Consider the following 20,157-nt stretch of genomic DNA (forward strand, 5'->3'; position numbering starts at 1 on the left):
CGCAGGTCTGCCAGGAGGCCAGCGCTGGCCCTCGCGGATCCTCGGAGTCCCACACACCGACGATGTGTGCCATCGCCTGGCCCCGCTCGCCGTCTTCGCCACCTACCGGTCCGACCGCGCGGCCCTGCTCACCCGCGAAGCCTCGCCTTTCACCACGGATCGACTCGACCGCGCGACCCTGCTCGCCCACCTGAGGACGCTTCAGGACAAGCCGCCAGCAACCTGACCGCCCCGCCGGCCGACCTAATCGAACGCTTCACCCGCTGGGCGTCCGCCCGCCAGTTCCCCACACTCCCTCAACGGCAGCGCCAACTCCGAGGATCTTGGACAGTTTCCGTTAGCAAGTAACGGAAACTGTCCAAGATCTTGAGCCCAGCGGCACGACGGCGGACCAGCGAACCGGCAGCAGGGCGGCGGACCGGCGGACCGGCACGAGGGCGGCGGGCCGACGGACCGGCACGAGGGCGGCGGATCGGCGGACCGGCACGACGGCACGGCGGCCGGCGGCACGGCAGCCCGGCGGCACGGCGGGCGGCAGCACGGCGGGCGGCAGCACGGCGAATGACGGGAACTGTCCAAGATCTGGTGGCGTGGAGACGGCCCGCCGGCGAAAGCTGTCGGGATGCTGCCTGCCGATGACGCCGACGCACTCGACTGGCTCGCCTTCGAGCAGGCGGGCGTCCTGACGACCGCGCAGGTCTCCGGGCTGCTGAGCGAGGGGAAGGTGCGGGGCCGGATTCGCTCCGGCCGGTGGCGGTCGGTCTGCCGGGGGATCCTGTTGACCGGCAACGGCCGACTGACCCGCGATCAACAGCTTTGGGTGGCGGTGCTGGCTGCCGGGCCGGAGGCGGTGCTGGCTGGGGTGACCGCCGCCGCGGAAGGCGGGGTACGGGGACTGCGGCGGGAGCCACTGCATGTGCTGGTGCCGGCAGACCGCCGTGCCGCGCGAACCACCTTGCGTCGACTTCCGATCGACATGCCGGCGGTGCTGGTGCATCGCACGTCGGTGCTGCCGGAGTCTCATCGTCAACTCGCCCGTCCACCGCGTACCACGACGGCCAGAGCGCTTGTGGACGCGGCGGGCTGGGCGGCCGGCGTGGATGAGGCGCAGGCGGTGCTGGCCGCCGGCTGCCAGCAGCGCCGGGTGCTGCCCGAGGAGTTGCGGGCGGTGCTCGACGTCCTCCCTCGGGCGCCTCGCCGGCGGCTGATCGGGCAGGCCGTCAGCGACATCGCGGGCGGCGCGCAGGCGCTCTCCGAGATCGATTTCCTGCGGCTGTGCCGCCGACACCGCCTACCCACCCCAGACCTTCAAGAACATCGCGTTGACGAGGCGGGCCGTAACCGCTGGCTGGACGCGTACTGGCGAGAATGGCGGGTGCAGGTTGAAGTCGACGGTGCGCACCACATGGACGCCCGGCATTGGGCGGCTGACATGCGCCGGCAGAACGACGTCTGGACCAGCGGCGATCGGATCCTGCGCTTCCCGGCCTGGCTGGTCCGCGCCCGCCCCGACGAGGTCGCCGCGACGGTCCGCCGCGCCCTCATGGCCGCCGGTTGGACTCCGACCCCACGTCGCCGCGACCCGGCACACGAGTAGATCTTGGACAGTTTCCGTTACCAGCTGACGGAAACTGTCCAAGATCTGCAATCGACGGACGGTTTCAGCGGTCTACCGGCCGTCGCCGCTGTCGGTAGCGGCCGAGGTGAGGGCGGCGCGGACCCGACGGCTCGCCGCCGACCCGCAGGCGGCGGCGAGCTGGGTCGACCACGCCCGCCGTCCGGCAGATCGACTGACGGCGCGTCCGGCTGGCCCGAGGATCGGGCCAGCCGGACGGCGCGGCGTCAGCCCGTCAGCACAGCGCCAGCCCGTCGGGGCAGCTCCAGTCCGACGGCACGGCGCCAGCCCGACGGCACAGCGCCAGCGCGCCAGCCCGACGGCACGACGCCAGCCCGTCGGGGCAGCTCCAGTCCGACGGCACGACGCCAGCCCGACGGCACGACGCCAGCCCGTCGGGGCAGCTCCAGTCCGACGGCACGACGCCAGCCCGACGGCACGACGCCAGCCCGACGGCGCAGCGTCAGCCGCTCGCGCAGACGGTGCCGTTCAGGCTGAACGCTGTGGGCAGTACGTTCGGGCCGCTGTACGCGCCGACGAAGCCGGCACTCACGCTGGCCCCGGCGGCGATCTGCCGGTTGTCGTCGGTCGGGGTGACCCGCACGGCCGTGCCGACCTGCTCCCAGGTGGCGCTCCAGCCGCTGCTCACCTGCTGCCAGCCGGTCGGCCAGGTCCAGGTGAGCGTCCAGCCGGTGATCGGCTTCGTCCCGTTGTTGGTGATCTCGACCCCCCCGATGTAACCGTTGCCCCAGTCGTTGTTCGTGGTGAAGCGGACCGTGCAGGCGCTCGTCGTCGGGCTGCCGGTGGCGAAGGTGAGTGGCGGTGACGACCACGAGACCCGTCCGGCGGTGTCCCGGGCCAGCACATTTACCGTGTACCTGCTGCCCGGCACCAGGTTGCCGACAGTGAACGAGGTGCCCGCCGTCTCGCCGAGCTGCTCGCTGACGGCACCGTTCTGCCGGTACACCTCGTACTTGGCGATCGGGCTGCCGCCGGGCGTGGCCGCCGGCCAGGTGATCGTCGCGGCGCGGTCGGTGATGCCACTGGCGGTGGGTTGGCCCGGCGCTGACGGCCGTCCGGCGGTCGCGCCGGCCGGGCGCAGCACAAGCGTGGTCAGGGAGTACGCGGGCAGCGTCCGACTGGTCGCGGAACCGGACTGGCTGGTGGTGATGCCCGTCGCCCCGTTGGTGAGTATGGACACCGTCGGCGCGGCGGTCGACGGGGTGAATCCGGCGTAGTCGATGGTGACCGTGTGCGCGGCGTCCGGGTCCTTGTTGATCAGCAGCACGGCGAGGTCTCCGTTGGCGCGGCGGACCGCGTGCGCGCTGACGAGCGACTCGTCCGTGCCGGCCCTGACGAACTGGTCGCCTGTCTTCGCGAACAGCTTCATCATTGTCAGCCCGTGGTACGGCGCGAACGGCGTGTTCAGCGGCGGTTCACACACCGAGCCGTCTTCGGTGCAGGCGCCGCTGGACAGGAGCCCGAAGTCGCCGTAGTCGGTCTGGCCGGCCACTTCCGACACCGTGCCGATGCCGTTGTGCACGTTCCACCACTGGACGGTGAAGACACCGCTGGACAGCAGCCCGCTGTAGACGTCGGCAAGGAACAGCGCGGCCGGCTGGGTGGTGCGGCCCGCGTCGACGTTCAACTCGGTGAAGCTGATGCCGATGCGCCCGGCGTTCGGGCCTGCGTACCGGGCAAGCTGCTCGCGGAGCAGGTACGTCGCGTCGGGAAGGTGGCTGGTCCGGGCCAACGACTCCGCGGCCGTGCCTCCCGGGTACCAGTGCACGTCCACGAAGTCGATCTTCGGGCCGGCGATGGAGAGCACCGTCTGGTTCCAGGGCCCGGGGTCGCTGCCTGCGGTGATCCCGTCCGGCCAGTTGCCCGGCATCGTCAGCACCGCACCGACCTTGATGGTCGGGTCGACCGCCTTCATCGCGTCGGCGTACTCGACGACCAGGCGCGCGTACTGACTCGCGCTCTTGTCCGGGTGGTCGTCGGCCTCCCACGCCGACCCGTAGTGCCCGTTGCCGTAGTTCTCGTTGCCTACGGTCCAGTACCGCGCGCCGTAGCCCTTTGTCACGTTGGCGTACCGCACCCAGTCGGCGGCCTCGGCAGGCGTGCCGGTGCCGTAGTTCGCGATGATCATCGGCTGCGCGCCGGCCCGCTTGACCGCCGCCATGAACGTGTCGAAGTCGGTGTTCGGCGCCACGTACCCGCCGGGGGCGGTGTGGTCCTTCCAGTGGTAGATGTCGGCGTACGAGCCGCCGGGGTAGCGCATCATCTGCACACCGGCGTCGCGCAACAGGTCGGTCGTCTCGGCCGTACCCAGGTTCTGGTCCCAGATGGCGTGGTTGACACCCAGTGCCGTGTCGGGCACGGTGGCCAGCCCCGCGCGGGCGTTCACGGTGACGGCGACCGGGTCGGCCGCCGCGCTGGCGGTGGAGGCTGTGATGCCGGAGAGCGCTCCCGCGGCGAGCACCAGGCTCACCAGGAGTGCCGTGCGGGCTTTCGGTTTACGCATGGGCGGAGTTCCTTCGCGGAGACAGAACAGTGAGTCGCCCCGCCGGTCAGGGTGCGGCGCGGCGGGCGGACCCGTGGACGGATGGCTCCCGGCGCTCCATCGCTCGTGTCACCGTCCCCCGGGACCTGTGCTGGTCCCGGCTGCCCATGGACGGCGGTCAGCCCCGCGCGCGCGGCTCATCGACGGCCAAGAATGTCACGGCCGAATCGACGATCTCAAGGGGTACGCGGCTGCCAGCCTCGCCTCGACTGACGTACGACGATCAGGCTCCTGGCGGGCGGGGTGGCCGGGTGCTGTCACGGATGACGAGCTCGGTGGCGAGTTCGATGCGCGGGCTCTCGGTCTTCTCGCCGCTGGCGAGCCGCAGGACGGTCCGTGCGGCCAGCATGCCCATCTCGGCCAGGGGCTGGCGGATCGTCGTCAGCGGCGGGGAGCACCAGCGGACCTCCGGCAGGTCGTCGAAGCCGACCACGCTGATGTCGTCGGGCACCCGCAGGCCCCGTTTACGGACGGCCTCGTAGACGCCGAGGGCCATCTGGTCGCTGGAGGCGAAGATGGCGGTGGGCGGGTCGGGCAGTGCCAGCAGGTGCGTACCGGAGGTGAAGCCGGCCTCGTGATAGAAGTTGCCAGGTCGGATGAGGGCCTCGTCGACGGGGATGCCGGCGGCACCGAGCGCGGCGCGGTAGCCGTCCATCCGGGCCCGGCTGCACATCAGGTGCGGTGGTCCGGCGATGAAGCCGATCCGGCGGTGGCCGAGGCCGATCAGGTACTGGGTGGCGCTCAGACTGCCCGCCCAGTTGGTGGCGCCGATGGTGGGTGACTCCTGCGGGTCGACACCGGCGGGGTCGATGATGACCACCGGGAGGTGCAGCCGGCGCAGTTCGGCCTGCAACGGCGGGTTCACCATCGAGGTCACGAAGATGACCCCCTCGGTGGACCGGGTACGCATGTTGTCCAGCCATTGTTTGGCCGACGTGATGCGCCAGTGGATGGCGGAGACGACGGTGCCGACGCCGCTGCTCAGGGCCACGTCCTCCACCCCACGGATGATCTCCACTGCCCAGGGGCTGTCGAGGTCGTTGAAGACCAGGTCGATGAGCGCGGCGTCGGTCCGCCGGGCCTGCGTACGGCGTCGGTAGCCGTGGTGGTTGAGCAGCGCCTCGACGCGTTCCCGAGTCCCGGGTGCGACGTCGGAGCGGCCGTTGATGACCCGGGAGACCGTGGGCACGGAGACACCGGCCAGACGTGCGATCATGGCGATTGTGACATTTCGGCCGTTGTCGGAGCCCACGGTCCCCTTCTTCCTCTGACGGGACGGTTCAGATCGGTCGGCGGTTCGCGGTCACCCCTTGACGCTGCCGGTCAGGCCGCCGATGAGCTGCCGTTCGGCCACGGCGTAGAAGCCCAGTGCCGGAAGCATGGACAGGACGACGTAGGCGAGCACCCGGGCGGTGTCGTCGGCGTACTGGCCCTGGAACGCCTGGACCCCGACGGGCAGGGTCCACCAACTCTGGTCGCTGAAGACGACCAGCGGCAGCATGAAGTTGTTCCAGCTGGTCACGATCGCCAGCACGGAGACGGTGGCCAGGGCGGGACGGGCCATCGGCAGCAGGACCCGCCAGAAGAAACCGAAGGCGCTGCACCCGTCGAGGACGGCTGCCTCCTCGACCTCGGCCGGGATGGTCCGGAAGAACTGGCGCAGGATGATGATGGTGATCGGCAGCCCGAAGGCGGCCTGGGGCAGGATGACACCGAGCGGGTTGTCCAGCAGGCCGACGCTACGCAACAGCACGAACAGCGGCAGGATGGCCACCGCGAACGGGAACATGAGGCCGATCGCGAACAACGTCACCAGGAACTCGCGGCCCCGGAAGGCGTAGCGCGCGAAGACGAACGCGGCCATCGCCGCCGAGCCGACGACGATCAGGGTGCTGCTCACGGCGATGAGCAGACTGTTGCCGAGCTGCCGCCAGAACACCCCGTTGCCCAGGATTTCCAGGTAGTTCGGCACCCACGGGTCGGGCCAGCCCAGCGGGTTGCTGGACAACTGGCCGTTGTCCTTGAAACCGCCGAGCACGCCGAAATACACCGGCACGACGATGAGCACGCCGACGGCGATGCAGACGAGGTGCAGCACGACGCTGCGGGTCCGCTGGGCGCGGCTCGCCATGGCGGTCATCGCTGGCCTCCCTGGGTGGTGATCGCGCCCGCCGTGTCACGACGCAGGACGATGCGTTGGTAGAACAGGGCGAAGACGAGGCTCAGCAGGAACATCGTGATGCTGATGGCACTCGCGTAGCCGACCTCGAAGCGCCGGAAGCCGAACTGGTACATCGTGACGGCCAGCGTCTCCGAGGAGTGGATCGGCCCGCCGCCGGTGAGCACCCACACCATGTCGAACAGTTGGATGGTGCCGATGACCGACAGGAAGATGCTGATGCGGATCGTCGGGCCGAGCAGGGGCAGGGTGACATGCCGGAACGCCTGCCAGGCGCTGGCGCCGTCGGTCACCGCCGCCTCGTGCAGCTCCTTCGGGATGCCCTGCCGGGCTGCCAGGAAGAGCATCATGTAGAGGCCGAAGTACTTCCAGGACACCACCATGAAGACGGCGTACAGCACGGTGTCCGGGTCGGCGAAGATGGTGCCCGCGTCGGCCCCCAGCCACCGGGCGACGCCCTCCCCGAGCCCTCGGTTGGGTGAGAACACCAGGGTGAACAGGACGGCTGTGGTGACCTCGGAGAGGACGTACGGTGCGAAGAGGATCAGCCGGTAGACGGCCCGCCCCCGAAGTGGCTGGTTGAGCAGCATGGCCAGGGCCAGCGCAACAGGAAGCTGCACGCCCAGGGACAGCACCACCAGCACCAGGCCACGCCACAGGTCGCCGCGGAACGTCGGGTCGCCGAAGGCGCGGGTGTAGTTGTCCAACCCGATGAAGTTCTCCGGCAGGCCAAAGCCGTTCCACTTGAAGAAACTGGCGTAGCCGGCCACCACGATGGGGGCGAGGACCAGCAGTACGAACAGCGCCAGGGCCGGCGCCAGGAAAACAGCGAGGACGGTGCCCCGGCCGGGCCGGGGCTGGCGGTCGCGCTTTCGCGCGGTGCCCGGCCCCGACGCCGGCGGGTCGGTCGCCGTGTCGCCGCGCCTGTCGTCCGACACGGTCGATGGCCTGGTCATGCCTGCTCCACTCGGGTTCTACGGCCAGCTACGGATGGATGGGTGGTCACGATCAGACGGTCTTTGCCACCTGCGTGATGTCCTTGACGATCGCCGCCGGCGACTTCTTGCCGGCGATGATCTCCGCGACGCTGTCGTTGATCTGCTGTCCGAGTGCGGGCGCGTACGCCTGGTCGAGGTAGAGCTGGAAGCCGGTGTTCTTGGACAGGGCCTCCGCGACGACCTTGTTGTTGGCGTCGCTGACGGCCGAGGTGGCGTCCTTGACCGTGGGCAGCACGGCTCCGGTCTGGGCGGACCGCTTCTGGTTCTCGACGCTGAGCAGGAACTTCAGGAAGTCGATGGTGGCCGCCGGAGCGTCCTTGCCGACCGCGAAGCCGTTGCCGCCGCCGAAGACCTCGGTCGCGGCGCCCTTGCCGCCGTCCACGGCGGGGAACGGGAAGAAGCCGAGCTTGTCGCCGAGACCCTTCTTGCTGGTGGAGCTGGACCCCTGCACCGCCGGCGCCCACTGCCCCATCAGCTCCATGCCGGCATTGCCGTTGCCCATGGTGGCGGCCTGGCCGTCGGGCGAGCCGTACTCGGCGCCCAGGAAGCCCTTCTGGAACGGCTGCAGGTCGACGAGTTCCTTGAGCCGCTCACCGGCGGCGACCAGGTCGGGGGTGTCGAAGTTCTTGCTGTCCACGGCCTTCTGCAGCGCGTCGACACCACCGATGCGCATGGCCAGGTACGACCAGTAGAAGTGGGCCGGCCACTTGTCCTTGCCGGCGAGCGCGACCGGGGTGATGCCTGCGGCCTTGAGCTTGCGGACCGCGTCGAGCACGCCGTTCCAGGTGGTGGGGGTCTCGGTGATGCCGGCGCGGGTGAAGAGTTCCTTGTTGTACCAGAACCCGACCATGCCGATGTCGAACGGGATGCCGTAGATCTTGCCGTCGATCGTGTACGGCTGCATGGCGGCGGGCAGGATGCCGCTGACCAGGTCCTTCACGTCGTCGGTGAGGTCCTTGACCAGGCCCGCGTCCACCTGCTGCTTGAGCACGCCGCCACCCCAGGACTGGAACAGGTCCGGCGGGTCGCCGGCCTGGGTGGCGGTGGTGAGCTTGGCCTTGAACGCCTCGTTCTCCAGGGGCTGGATGGTGAACGTGACGTTGCTGTGCGCGGCCTTGTACTCCTCGGACAGCGCGGCCCACACGGGCAGCATCGGTTCGGTGTTCTGGATGTGCCACCAGTTGATGGTCTGCGGGGCGTTCGGGTCGCTCGACGCTTCGTCGCCGCTGCACGCGCTGAGCAGGTAGGCACCGGCGCCGGCACCGGCGAGGCCGAGCAGCGTTCGGCGGGTGAGGTGGGTGGTCATGATCCATCCCTTCGGGACTCACTGAGGGTGCGGAAACGCCGGCCAGGCCGGCACGGTTCAGGCCTGGATCTCCGGAACTTTCAATGCTTCTTCGGTGTTACCGATCGATGGCCGGCACGCTACGAGCTGTTTCGGCGGCGGTCAAGACCCCTGTCCAGCCGGGAAAAGACCGACTAACGTAGTGAAGACTTCCTATGGCTTGGTACCGCATAATTTCCGGAAGTTCATAAACCCGCACAGAGGAGCCCTCGTGTCGATCGACACCGCTGACGTGGCGACCGCTGCCTGGTCGATCCGCAACCCCGTCCTCGCCGGGTTCCACCCGGATCCGTCGATCCTGCGCGTCGGCGACGACTTCTACCTGGCCACCTCGACCTTCGAGTGGTATCCGGGAGTCCGCGTGCACCACTCGCGCGACCTCGTCAACTGGCGCACCCTGGGCGGGATCATCACCGACCGCCGCCTGCTCGACCTGCGTGGCTGCGGCGACTCCAACGGTGTGTGGGCGCCCGACCTGACGTACCACGACGGCGAGTTTCACCTCGTTTACAGCGACGTGGCCAGCTTCGCCAGCGGCTACTGGGACCCCCAGAACTTCCTGGTGACCGCGCCCGACATCGCCGGACCCTGGTCGGATCCGGTGAAACTGCACGGCCGTGGGTTCGACGCCGCGCTGTTCCACGACGACGACGGCACCACGTGGCTGCTGAGCATGAGCGCCGACTGGCGACCCGGCCGGGACCGCTTCGGCGGCATCGAGATCCAGCAGTACGACCGGGCCACGCGCCGTCTCGTCGGGCGGCCCCGGATGCTGTTCATGGGCACGTCGGTGGGGGTCACCGAGGGCCCGCACCTCTACCGCCACGACGGCTGGTACTGGCTGATCACCGCCGAGGGCGGCACCAGCTGGGAGCACCAGGTCACCGTCGCGCGGTCGCGGGAGCTGTTCGGGCCGTACGAGGTGGACCCGGACGGGCCGATGCTCACCTCCGTCGGCCGCCCCGATCTGCCGTTGCAGAAGGCGGGTCACGGCAGCCTGGTCCGCACCCCGGACGGCGGTTGGTATCTGGCGCACCTGGTGGGTCGTCCCTACTCGCCGCTGGGCAACTGCGTGTTGGGCCGCGAGACCGCCATCCAGCGGGTCGAGTGGCCGGAGGGTGGCTGGCCCCGGGTGGCCGGAGGTGTTCCGGCGGAGCAGGTCGTCGCCCCCGACCTGCCCCCGCACCCGTGGCCGGCGGAGCCCGCCACCGACCACTTCGACGAGCCCGAGCTGGGTCATTGCTGGTCGACGCTGCGGCGTCCGGCCACCGCGGACTGGGTCGACCTGCGCTCGCGCCCGTCGCACCTGCGGGTTCACGGGGGGCAGTCGCCGGTGGGGCGTCAGACCCCGAGCCTTGTGGCACGGCGCGTCGGCGCCACGCACTGCTCGCTGGAGACGACTGTCGAGTTCGACCCGATCGACCACCGTCAGCTCGCCGGGATCACCGCCTACTACAACACCCTGAACTGGCACCACCTCTACCTGACCCGCGCCGACGACGGGCGCGCGGTGCTGGAGTTGCTCAGCTCCGACAACGGCCGGCGCACCGCGTACCCGGAGTTGACCGTCGACGTCGACGGCGTCACCCGGGTCGGCCTACGCGCGGTGTTCGACGGGCCGGTGGTGCGCTTCGACTACGACCTCGGCGCCGGCTGGCAGCGGCTCCCCGTCGACCTGGACGCGACCATCCTGTCCGACGAGCACGCGGCGCTGATCATCGACGGTGAGCCGGCGGCGTGGGGCTTCACCGGGGCGTTCCTCGGCCTCTGGGTGCAGGATCTCGGCGGCGACGGCGTGTATGCCGACTTCGACCTGGCCACCTATCAGGAGCACTGACGACGGGGGGTGCCGACCGGGGAAGCGATCCTTCTCCCGGTCGGCGCCGCAACGTGGCCGGCGGATTGAACGTTTGACGTCGCATCGACGTACTGGTAACTGTTAATACAGTTTCCTTATTCTTGCGACGTCCACCGGGCCGACACGCCACCGGCCGGCCCGCGGTGCGCCGCTGCATCCCCCAAGGAGCACCATGGTGCGCACGAGGACAACCGCCTACGCCGTGGGCGCGCTGCTGATCGGCGTCGCGGCGGTCGGCTACGGCCTGCCGTCAGCCAGCGCCGCGACCGCCGGCCCGATCACCGGCCTCGGCGGCAAGTGCGTCGACGTCGCCGCCGCCAACACGGCCAACGGCACGCCGATCCAGCTCTACGACTGCAACGGCACAGCAGCCCAGACGTGGACGGTCGGCAACACCGACAACTCCATCCGCGCGCTCGGCAAGTGCCTGGACGTCACCGCCGCGTCGAGCGCCGACGGCGCGAAGGTGCAGCTGTACGACTGCAACAACACCGGTGCCCAGAGGTGGACGGCAAGCAACGGCGCGCTCGTCAACACCGGCTCCGGCAAGTGCCTCGACGTCACCGACCGCAACACGGCAAACGGCACTCGGTTGCAGATCTGGACCTGCTCGGGCACCACGAACCAACGCTGGACGCTCCCCGGTGGCGGCACCCCCACCCCCACCACGCCGACGGGCGTCAACCTCGACGACCCGGCGAAGAAGGACGTCGCCATGCAACTCGTCTCGGCGGCGGAAAACTCCTCCCTCGACTGGCGCGCGCAGTTCTCCTACATCGAGGACATCGGCGACGGGCGGGGCTACACGGCCGGCATCATCGGGTTCTGCTCCGGTACCGGCGACATGCTCGAACTGGTCGAGGCGTACACCCGCGCCAAGCCGGGCAACGTGCTTGCCGCTTACCTGCCGGCTCTGCGTGCCGTCAACGGCACGGACTCGCACGCGGGCCTCGACCCGAACTTCCCCCGCGACTGGCGGACCGCGGCCACCGACTCGGCGTTCCGGGCCGCGCAGGAGGCCGAGCGGGACCGGGTGTACTTCAACCCGTCGGTACGCGACGGCAAGAACGACCAGGTCCGGGCGCTCGGCCAGTTCGCCTACTACGACGCGGCGGTGATGCACGGGTACGAGGGCATGCGTCAGATCCGCAGCCGCGCCCTCACCCGCGCGAAGCCACCGGCCCAGGGTGGCGACGAGCGGACCTGGCTCAACGCGTTCCTCGACGAGCGGGTCATCGAGATGCGCAAGGAGGCCGCCCACTCGGACACGTCGCGCGTCGACACGGCCCAGCGGGTGTTCCTCAACAACGGCAATTTCGACCTGAACACCCCGTTGGTGTTCGCTGTCTACGGCGACCAGTTCCGGATCGGCTAGACCCCCACCGGCACTCGCACGACGCTCAGGGCGCCGCCTCGCGGCGCCCTGAGCTGTTTGCCGTGACCGGGCACACGTCTTGCCTTGACGCTGGCGACAAGGTTTAGCGTTGGCCCCACGAGCTGGTCGAGGAGGTCGCGATGCTGATCGGCGAGCTGGCGGAACGGGCCGGCACGAGCACCCGCACGCTGCGCTACTACGAGGCGCACGGGTTGGTACGGCCGCAGCGCTCGGCAAACGGCTACCGCGTCTACGACGAGGCGGAGCTGCGGGTCGTCCGGGAGATCCGGGCGCTGCTGGACGTGGGTTTCGGCCTCGACGACGTCCGCCCGTTCGTGGCCTGCCTGCGGGCGGGCAACACCTCCGGCGACGTCTGCCCGGACTCGGTGCTTGTGCTGCGACGCAAGCTCGCGGAGGTCGACGACTACCTCGAACGGCTCGGCGACGTACGCCGGCAGTTGCACGACCAACTCACCCACGCCATCGCCCACCGGGAGGAAACATGCCCCAGGAAACGGCAGTCGGCTCGCTGATCACCGTCACCGACGACACGTTCGCCGAGCTGGTCCTGGCCAGCGAACGACCAGTGGTGGTCGACTTCTGGGCGGACTGGTGCCCGCCCTGCAAGATGATCGAAAAGAGTCTCGCCGAGCTGGCGGGAGAGTTCGGCGACCGGATGGTGGTGGCCAAGCTCAACAGCGACGACAATCCCCGGACCACGCGCGCCTACGCCGTCATGTCCCTGCCGACGCTTCTGGTGTTCCGGCGCGGCGAGGTCGTCGGCTCGATCGTCGGGTCCAGGCCGAAGACCTATCTGCGACAGACCCTGACCACGCACGCCGGCCTCTGACGGTCAGCGCCTGCCGAGTTCGGCCTCCAGCCGCTGGATGAGCGTCTTGCGGCCCTTGCCGTCACGTTCGGTGCGCAGGGCCGCCCGGAGCTGGCGCGTGTCAAGGCCACGAACGAGCTTGGCCGCCTCGGCGACAGGCATCTCCGACATCCGGCCGCCCGTCCGGGCAGCCTTTCGCGGCTGCTTGGCCGGGCCGGCGGAGTCCCTGCGCGCCCGCTTGGCGGGGCCGGTGACGTCCCTGCGCGCCTGCTTGGCCGGGCTGGTGGCGTCCTTGCGCGCCCGCTTGGCCGGGCTGGTGGCGTCCTTGCGCGCCCGCTTGGCCGGGCCGGTGTTGGCGACGTACTGCCTGCCGGAGCGGGACGCTTCACGCTTCTTCGTGTCGGTCGCGCGCATCTGACTGTCCGACAGCTCGTCCCAGGCACGCTTGGGCAGGTACCGACTTGTCGTACCGCCCCGGCGGGCGCGGGTGTCGCCCTCCTTGGTCTGCCAGTTCTCGTTGCCCCAGCGCTGGAGGGACTTCTGCCGCTCGTCCTTTTCGCCAAGGAATCCGCCGCCGCGCCGCTTGTACTCCTGCGTGAGCAGCTGCGACTTGCGAGCCGACCACTGGCCCTTCCTACCGCCCTTGTCGGATGCCTTGATCTCTTCCTTGATCTGCTCCCGGAGCTCGGGCTTCGTGTACCGCGCCATGGCTCGCAGCTACCCGGGACCGCGCCGGCTATGCCTCCGGCACGCCGTGTTGACCTCAACCGGACACGAGGTTCTAGCCTCCTTGCGGAGGTACGGAATGAGTATGGAAGTTACCGCGTGGACGTCCCTGCACCGCGCGATGAACGCCCAGGAAGAACGACCGCTGTCCCGTGCCACACTGAAGCGCATCGGGAGGTTCGCACGACCGCACCGCCGACTGATCGTCAGGTTCCTGCTGTTGAGCGTGGTGACAGCGGTGCTCACGGTGGCCGCGCCGGTGCTCGCCGGCCGGGTGGTGGACGCGATCGTCGACGGCGCCGACAGCGGCGTCGTGATCCGGTTGGCCGCGCTGATCGCCGTGATCGCCCTGGCCGAGGCCGGCCTCGGCCTGGTGACGCGGTTCCTGTCCGCAAGCATCGGTGAAGGGCTGATCGTCCAACTGCGGACAGCCGTCTTCGACCACGTCCAGCGCATGCCCGTGGCGTTCTTCACCCGAACCCGTACCGGCGCGCTTGTCAGCCGCCTGAACAACGACGTGATCGGCGCGCAGCGGGCGTTCAGCGACACCCTGTCGGGCGTCGTCGGCAACGCCGTCACCCTGGCCCTGACGCTTGCGGTGATGCTCACCTTCTCGTGGCAGATCACGCTGCTGGCGCTCGTACTCCTGCCGATCTTCGTGCTCCCGGCCCGGCGGATGGGTTCGCGGCTCGCGCAGTTGCAGCGCGAGGCGGCCGAGCACAACGCGGCAATGAGCACCCGGATGACCGAACGTTTCTCCGCGCCCGGCGCGACGCTCGTCAAGCTGTACGGGCGGCCGGCCGAGGAGTCGGCCGAGTTCGCGGCGCGGGCGCGGCGGGTGCGCGACATCGGTATCCGCGCCGCAATGCTCCAGTGGGTCTTCATCACCGCGCTCACCGTTGTCGGCTCGCTGGCGCTGGCCCTCGTCTACGGGCTCGGCGGCGTGTACGCGCTGCGGGGCAGCCTCGACGCCGGCACCGTGGTCGCGCTGGCGCTGCTGCTGTCGCGCCTCTACGCGCCGCTGACCTCGTTGGCGAGCGCCCGGGTCGAGGTGATGAGCGCGCTGGTGAGCTTCGAGCGGGTGTTCGAGGTTCTCGACCTCAAGCCGCTGATCCTCGACAAACCCGACGCCCGTCCGCTGCCGGACGGGCCGGTCGCTGTGGAGTTCGAGGAGGTACGGTTCGGCTACCCGTCGGCCGAGAAGGTGTCGCTGGCGTCCCTGGAGGATGTGGCGAAGCTCGATGCGCGCGGCGGTGAGGAGGTACTGCATGGCGTGTCGTTCCGCGCCGAGGCGGGCCAGATGGTCGCTCTCGTCGGCTCGTCCGGGGCTGGCAAGTCGACGATCGCCCAACTCGTCCCCCGCCTGTACGACGTCGAGGACGGCGCGGTACGCCTCGCCGACGTGGACGTACGCGATCTGTCGTCGGATTCGATCCGGGCGGCTCTCGGCGTGGTGACCCAGGACGGGCACCTGTTCCACGAGAGCATCCGCGCCAACCTGGCGTTCGCCGCGCCGGGCGCGACGGAGGAGGAGATGTGGGACGCGCTGCGCCGGGCTCGGCTGGAGGCCCTGATCCGTTCGCTGCCCGACGGGCTCGACACTGTCGTCGGTGAACGGGGGTACCGCCTGTCGGGCGGGGAACGGCAACGGCTCACCATCGCGCGACTACTGCTGGCCCGCCCGCGTGTGGTCATTCTCGACGAGGCGACGGCCCATCTGGACTCCACGTCGGAGGCCGCCGTCCAGGAGGCCCTCGCCGAGGCGTTGGACGGGCGGACGAGTGTGGTCATCGCACACCGGCTGTCCACAATCCGCGCGGCCGACCAGATCCTCGTCGTCGAGGACGGCCGCATCGTGGAACGTGGGCGGCACAGTGAGCTGCTCGCCGCCGGTGGTCGCTACCAGGATCTGTATCGCACCCAGTTCGACCAGGACGAGCCGGAGGCGCCGCAGCAGCGCGTCGCGACCGTCTGAGGAGTGCTGTCATGCTGCCGCCCGCCACGGTGATCCCGTGACGGGCGGCGGCAGGTGGTGTCAGTCGTCGTCGCCGGACTTGTCGTCGTCGTCATCATCGGCGTCGTCGTCATCGGCGTCGTCGTCGTCGTCATCGTCATCGTCGTCGACCGGCTCCTGCTCGGCCTTGACCACAGTGCCGTTGTCGCGGTCGACGTCCACCTCGTGCTCGATGTCGCCAGCGACGATCTCGACGCTCCAGACCGGCCGGCCGTTCTCCTCCTCGGCCTCGACCTCGACGATCTGGCCGCCGCCCGCCTTGGCGAGGGCGATCTCACCAGCGCGTTGCTCGTCCACCGCGCTGCCCGCCGGCGCGGTGCTGGCCGAGGGAGAGCCCGCCGACGGCGTACCCGATGGGGTGCCGCTGGTGCCCGGAGGGGGCGTGGCGGTGTCGTCAGTGGCCGTCGGGGCGACGGTTGCCGCGGCGAGTGTCGTGCCCCCGGACCGCGAGTTGTTCGCGGCGGTGACGCCGAGCGCGACCCCGGCCACCGCCAGCACCGCCGACCCGCTGACCGTCGCCAGAAGCAGATTGGTGCGCTTCATCGTGGTGTCCACCTTTCCTCGGTTGTCGACTCTGAGGATCGGTCGGATCGGGATAGCACCGCGCTGTCCAGACGATAAGACCGGGTTAAGCCGCGGCGTCCCAGTAGATCTTGGACAGTTTCCGTCAGTGCCTGACGGAAACTGTCCAAGATCTCCGACTGCCGGACGGCGCGGCGGCTGCCGGACGGCGCGGCGGCTGCCGGACGGCGCGGCGGCTGCCGGACGGCGCGGCGGCTGCCGGACGGCGCGGCGGCTGCCGGACGGCGGTACAGCGCGGCGACGGCGGCCTATGCCTCTCGCTGCGGCCCGAGCCGCAGCAGCACCTGCGTCCCGCCTCCCGGAGCGGCACGCAGCTCCAGCCGGCCGCCTCCGGCCTGCGCGGCGCGGCGGGCGATGTCCAGGCCCAGACCTGTCGACCCGGCCGAGCTGGCACCCCGCTCGACAGCGCCGGCCGGCATCCCCGGCCCCTCGTCCATCCCCGGCCCCTCGTCGGCGACGGTGAGCAGCACCTCCCCCGCCTCGGCGGCCAGCCGGACGGCGAACGGCGTCCCGTCGGGCGTGTGCGCGAAGACGTTGCCGAGCAGGGCGTCCACGGCGGCCGTCAGGTCGTCGGCGGGCACACCGACGAGGAGCGGGCCGGGGGTCAGGTCGAGACTGACGGCCCGGCCGGTGTCCTCGGCCAGCACCGACCAGAACGCGACCCGGTCGGCGACGATGGCCGCGGCGTCCGAGGCGGCGGTGCCCGGCGTCGGCGTACGCCAGCGGGCCTGCCGGATCAGCCCGGTGACCGCCCGTTCGAGCCCGTCGGCGGCGGCAGTGATCCGGGCCGCGTCGTCCGGGTCGCGCAACGACTCGGCCTCCAGCCGCAGCGCCGTCAACGGTGTGCGTAGCCGGTGCGAGAGGTCGGCGACCTGCTCACGCTCCTGCACCAGGAGGACCTGGATCCGGGCGGCCAGATGGTTGAGCGCGCCGGCGACCTCGCGCAGCTCCGCCGGGCCGGCCGGCGTGACCCGGGCGTCCAGTTCGGCGTTCGCGAGGCGGTGCGACACGGCGGACAGCTCGCTGATCGGCCGGACCAGCGTGCGGGCCAGCCGGTCGGCGACCGCCAGCCCGATCAGCACCAGAAGCACTCCGAGCAGGGCAAGCACAAGCCAGGCCCGGGTCACCCCGGCGGTCAGCTCCTGTTTCGGCACGACGATGCGGATCACCCCGGTGCCGTCGGCCCGGCCCTGCACGGCGATGACCACCTCCCGCCCCGCCGCCGACTCGCCCGTGAGGCTCTGCCCGCGCGCCGCCAGGGCCACCGCCGGCGTACGGGGCGCCGGAGCGCCGAGCACAGTGCCGTCGGGCAGGAAGACGCTCACCTCCCGACCGGACTCGGCGGCGAGCTGCTCGACGGTGACCCGGATGGTGGCCGCGTCGGCGGTGCCGACCACGGGCACGAGGCTCTGCGCGTCGGCGGTGGCCCGGACTGTCGCCCGGTCCTCGGCGACGGTGCGCACGAGCAACGCCAGCGGCACCAGGAACGCGATGAGGGTGAGCACACTGACCGCCGCGACAAGCAGCGCGAGGCGTGCCCTCACCGCTGTGCCACCGGCGCGTCCAGTCGTACACCGACGCCCCGCACCGTGTGCAGGTAGCGCGGCTGCTGGGCGCTCTCGCCAAGCTTGCGACGCAACCACGACAGGTGCACGTCGACGGTCTTGTCGGCGCCGCCGTACGGGATCTGCCACACCTCGGTGAGCAGCTCACGTTTGGTGACCACCTGGCCGGGCCGTCCCGCGAGGTGGTGCAGCAAATCGAACTCGCGGGGCGTCAACTCCACTGTCGCACCGTCGAGGGTGACCTGCCGTGCCCGGGGGTCGATGCGCAGTCCACCGACAACCAGCGCCGGGTCCTGCGTGTCGCCGCCCGTCGGGCCACGCCGCAGAACGGCCCGGACGCGGGCGTCGAGCTGCGCCGCCGTGAACGGCTTGACCACGTAGTCGTCCGCGCCCGCGTCGAGCACCCGCACGATCTCGGTCTCGTCGTCGCGGGCGGTGGCCACGATGACCGGAACCGAACTCACCGCGCGCAGCATCCGCAGCAGCTCCCGCCCGTCCAGGTCGGGCAACCCCAGGTCGAGCACGACGAGGTCGGGACGGTCCTCCAGGGCGTCGCGCAGCCCGGCCATCGCGGTCGAGGCCGCGGCCACCGCGTGCCCGCGTTCCCGCAGAGCCCGGATCAATGGGGTACGGATCGTCAGGTCGTCCTCGATGAGCAGCAGGCGGGCCACAGCAGGCAGGCTAGCCGGTGCGGCCGGGCCCGGGGCGGGCGTTAGCAGTGCCTTAACGTGCAGATGTGCCGGCCACAACCGAGGATCGGGGATAGTCAGAGGATGGGCCGTCGTTCGATTCTCGTCGCCACCGGGTGGGTGGCGACCGCCGCCGTGGCCACCCTCATCGGGTTGGGCGCGATCCGGCTGGTGGGCGAGAGCATCACCGGCACTCCGGGCGGGGTGCGCAGCGAGGCGGAGATCGAACGGGCGCTCGCCTCCCCGGAGCCGACGCCCACCGGCACGACGGCGGCCGGCACGACCCCGGCCGCGCCGGCCGCCAGCCCCGGGTTCCGCCGGGGCTTCGCCACCGAGGGCGGCACGGCGGTGGCCGAGTGCGGCGCCGACGGGGTACGCCTCGTCTCCTGGGCGCCCGCACAGGGTTTCCGGGTCCGCGACGTGGACCGGGGCCCGGACGACGACGTCGAGGTCACGTTCGAGGGGCCGGGCGGCGAGCACGAGCTGAAGGTGCGCTGCATCGGCTCGGAGCCGGTGGCCGTCGCCGACGACTGAGCCGCCGCTCCTCGACGCCGGGTCACCGCCCCGGATGCTCCGGTTTACCCCAGGAAGCCCAGGGTAGGGAGCGCGGTGCGGCGGACGGCAGGTCGTCCTTGAGCACGGTGGTCCGGGAGGCAACGAATGCGAGCGATGGTGTACCGCGGACCGTACCGCGTGCGCGTCGAGGAGAAGGACCGGCCGGTCATCGAGCATCCCAACGACGCGATCGTCCGGGTGACCCGGGCCGCGATCTGTGGCTCGGATCTGCACCTCTACCACGGGATGATGCCGGACACCCGGGTCGGGATGACCTTCGGTCACGAGTTCGTCGGTGTGGTCGACGAGGTGGGGCCGTCGGTGCGCAACGTCAAGCGCGGTGACCGGGTGATGGTCCCGTTCAACGTGTACTGCGGGTCGTGCTTCTTCTGCGCCCGAGGGCTGTTCAGCAACTGCCACAACGTCAACCCGAACGCCACCGCCGTGGGCGGAATCTACGGTTACTCGCACACGTGCGGCGGCTATGACGGTGGCCAGTCCGAGTACGTCCGGGTGCCGTTCGCCGACGTCGGGCCCAGCCTGATTCCCGAGTGGATGGACGACGACGATGCCGTCCTGCTCACCGACGCGCTCGCCACCGGATATTTCGGCGCGCAGCTCGGCGACATCGTCGAGGGCGATGTGGTCGTGGTCTTCGGCGCCGGTCCGGTGGGGCTGTACGCAGCCAAGTCGGCCTGGTTGATGGGAGCCGGCCGGGTCATCGTCATCGACCACCTCGACTACCGGTTGGAGAAGGCGGCGTCGTTCGCCCACGCCGAGACGTACAACTTCGCCGAGTACGACGACATCGTCGTGCACATGAAGAAGATCACCGATCACCTGGGCGCGGACGTGGCAATCGACGCGGTCGGGGCCGAGGCGGACGGCAACCTCCTCCAGCACGTCACCGCCACGAAACTGAAGTTGCAGGGCGGCTCCCCCATCGCGTTGAACTGGGCCATCGACTCGGTCCGCAAGGGCGGCACGATCTCGGTGATGGGCGCGTACGGGCCGATGTTCAGCGCCGTCAAGTTCGGCGACGCGATGAACAAAGGGCTGACCCTGCGGATGAACCAGTGCCCTGTGAAGCGGCAGTGGCCGCGCCTGTTCGAGCACGTCCGCAACGGCTACCTCAAGCCCAGCGACATCGTCACCCACCGGATTCCGCTGGAGCACGTCGCCGAGGCATACCACATCTTCTCCGCCAAACTCGACGGCTGCATCAAGCCGCTTATCGTTCCGAGCGCCGCCTGACCCGACCGGG

17 protein-coding genes are annotated in these 20,157 nt (G+C 70.3%); 8 read left to right on the top strand and 9 right to left on the bottom strand.

Features of this window, described 5'->3' with window-relative positions:
• The first annotated feature begins 622 nt into the window (after positions 1 to 622).
• Positions 623 to 1,597: an endonuclease domain-containing protein gene (locus F4558_RS12610; RefSeq protein ID WP_167944174.1), complete on the top strand. Its 975-nt coding sequence runs from the start codon at positions 623 to 625 to the stop codon at positions 1,595 to 1,597.
• Positions 1,598 to 2,078: 481 nt separating this feature from the next.
• Here F4558_RS12610 and F4558_RS12615 read toward each other — a convergent pair whose 3' ends face one another.
• The 5 genes from F4558_RS12615 to F4558_RS12635 form a co-directional block, all read right to left on the bottom strand.
• Complete coding sequence (locus F4558_RS12615) at positions 2,079 to 4,139, bottom strand: cellulose binding domain-containing protein (RefSeq protein WP_167944176.1); 2,061 nt, start codon at positions 4,137 to 4,139, stop codon at positions 2,079 to 2,081.
• Between the two features lie 262 nt (positions 4,140 to 4,401).
• Positions 4,402 to 5,394 (bottom strand): LacI family DNA-binding transcriptional regulator, encoded by a 993-nt coding sequence (locus tag F4558_RS12620; protein ID WP_209273271.1) that lies wholly within the window; start codon positions 5,392 to 5,394, stop codon positions 4,402 to 4,404.
• 87 nt (positions 5,395 to 5,481) lie between these two features.
• Positions 5,482 to 6,318, bottom strand: a complete 837-nt coding sequence (locus tag F4558_RS12625; RefSeq protein ID WP_082377255.1) for a carbohydrate ABC transporter permease — start codon at positions 6,316 to 6,318, stop codon at positions 5,482 to 5,484.
• Positions 6,315 to 7,313 (bottom strand): carbohydrate ABC transporter permease, encoded by a 999-nt coding sequence (locus F4558_RS12630; protein WP_167944178.1) that lies wholly within the window; start codon positions 7,311 to 7,313, stop codon positions 6,315 to 6,317. The genes F4558_RS12625 and F4558_RS12630 overlap by 4 nt, the downstream gene beginning before the upstream one ends.
• A 52-nt stretch (positions 7,314 to 7,365) precedes the next feature.
• Positions 7,366 to 8,661 (bottom strand): extracellular solute-binding protein, encoded by a 1,296-nt coding sequence (locus tag F4558_RS12635; protein ID WP_167944180.1) that lies wholly within the window; start codon positions 8,659 to 8,661, stop codon positions 7,366 to 7,368.
• A 250-nt stretch (positions 8,662 to 8,911) separates the two neighbouring features.
• Here F4558_RS12635 and F4558_RS12640 point away from each other — a divergent pair, with 250 nt between their 5' ends.
• The 4 genes from F4558_RS12640 (at position 8,912) to trxA (ending at position 12,783) form a co-directional block, all read left to right on the top strand.
• Positions 8,912 to 10,537, top strand: coding sequence for a glycoside hydrolase family 43 protein (locus tag F4558_RS12640; protein ID WP_167944181.1), 1,626 nt, complete (start codon positions 8,912 to 8,914; stop codon positions 10,535 to 10,537).
• Positions 10,538 to 10,730: 193 nt separating this feature from the next.
• Positions 10,731 to 11,933: a chitosanase gene (locus F4558_RS12645; protein ID WP_167944182.1), complete on the top strand. Its 1,203-nt coding sequence runs from the start codon at positions 10,731 to 10,733 to the stop codon at positions 11,931 to 11,933.
• 140 nt (positions 11,934 to 12,073) lie between these two features.
• The gene (locus F4558_RS12650; RefSeq protein ID WP_167944184.1) at positions 12,074 to 12,466 is read left to right on the top strand and encodes a MerR family transcriptional regulator; all 393 of its coding nucleotides are present in this window, start codon (positions 12,074 to 12,076) and stop codon (positions 12,464 to 12,466) included.
• Positions 12,436 to 12,783, top strand: a complete 348-nt coding sequence (trxA, locus tag F4558_RS12655) for a thioredoxin (RefSeq protein ID WP_053652898.1) — start codon at positions 12,436 to 12,438, stop codon at positions 12,781 to 12,783. Before F4558_RS12650 ends, trxA begins: the two co-directional genes overlap by 31 nt.
• Before the next feature lie 3 nt (positions 12,784 to 12,786).
• Here the strand turns inward: trxA and F4558_RS31575 are convergent, their stop codons facing one another.
• Complete coding sequence (locus tag F4558_RS31575) at positions 12,787 to 13,470, bottom strand: DUF5872 domain-containing protein (protein ID WP_245241310.1); 684 nt, start codon at positions 13,468 to 13,470, stop codon at positions 12,787 to 12,789.
• A gap of 97 nt (positions 13,471 to 13,567) precedes the next feature.
• Here F4558_RS31575 and F4558_RS12665 point away from each other — a divergent pair, with 97 nt between their 5' ends.
• Positions 13,568 to 15,463, top strand: coding sequence for an ABC transporter ATP-binding protein (locus F4558_RS12665; protein WP_167944186.1), 1,896 nt, complete (start codon positions 13,568 to 13,570; stop codon positions 15,461 to 15,463).
• A 60-nt stretch (positions 15,464 to 15,523) separates the two neighbouring features.
• Here F4558_RS12665 and F4558_RS12670 read toward each other — a convergent pair whose 3' ends face one another.
• The 3 genes from F4558_RS12670 to F4558_RS12680 all read right to left on the bottom strand — a co-directional run bounded on the left by F4558_RS12670 (position 15,524) and on the right by F4558_RS12680 (position 18,320).
• Positions 15,524 to 16,045: a PepSY domain-containing protein gene (locus tag F4558_RS12670; RefSeq protein ID WP_167944188.1), complete on the bottom strand. Its 522-nt coding sequence runs from the start codon at positions 16,043 to 16,045 to the stop codon at positions 15,524 to 15,526.
• A gap of 287 nt (positions 16,046 to 16,332) precedes the next feature.
• Entirely contained in the window at positions 16,333 to 17,628 is a 1,296-nt protein-coding gene (locus tag F4558_RS12675; protein WP_053652901.1) for a HAMP domain-containing sensor histidine kinase, read from the bottom strand.
• On the bottom strand, positions 17,625 to 18,320 hold the full coding sequence (locus F4558_RS12680; RefSeq protein ID WP_053652902.1) for a response regulator transcription factor: 696 nt from the start codon (positions 18,318 to 18,320) through the stop codon (positions 17,625 to 17,627). Before F4558_RS12680 ends, F4558_RS12675 begins: the two co-directional genes overlap by 4 nt.
• Before the next feature lie 102 nt (positions 18,321 to 18,422).
• Here F4558_RS12680 and F4558_RS12685 point away from each other — a divergent pair, with 102 nt between their 5' ends.
• Positions 18,423 to 18,872 carry a septum formation initiator gene (locus tag F4558_RS12685; protein WP_167944190.1) on the top strand — a complete coding sequence of 150 codons (450 nt, stop codon included), beginning with the start codon at positions 18,423 to 18,425 and terminating at the stop codon, positions 18,870 to 18,872.
• A gap of 135 nt (positions 18,873 to 19,007) precedes the next feature.
• Positions 19,008 to 20,147 (top strand): zinc-dependent alcohol dehydrogenase, encoded by a 1,140-nt coding sequence (locus F4558_RS12690; protein ID WP_245241311.1) that lies wholly within the window; start codon positions 19,008 to 19,010, stop codon positions 20,145 to 20,147.
• Positions 20,148 to 20,157 lie beyond the last annotated feature (10 nt).

It is taken from the genome of Micromonospora profundi (assembly GCF_011927785.1).
GTDB lineage: Bacteria > Actinomycetota > Actinomycetes > Mycobacteriales > Micromonosporaceae > Micromonospora > Micromonospora profundi.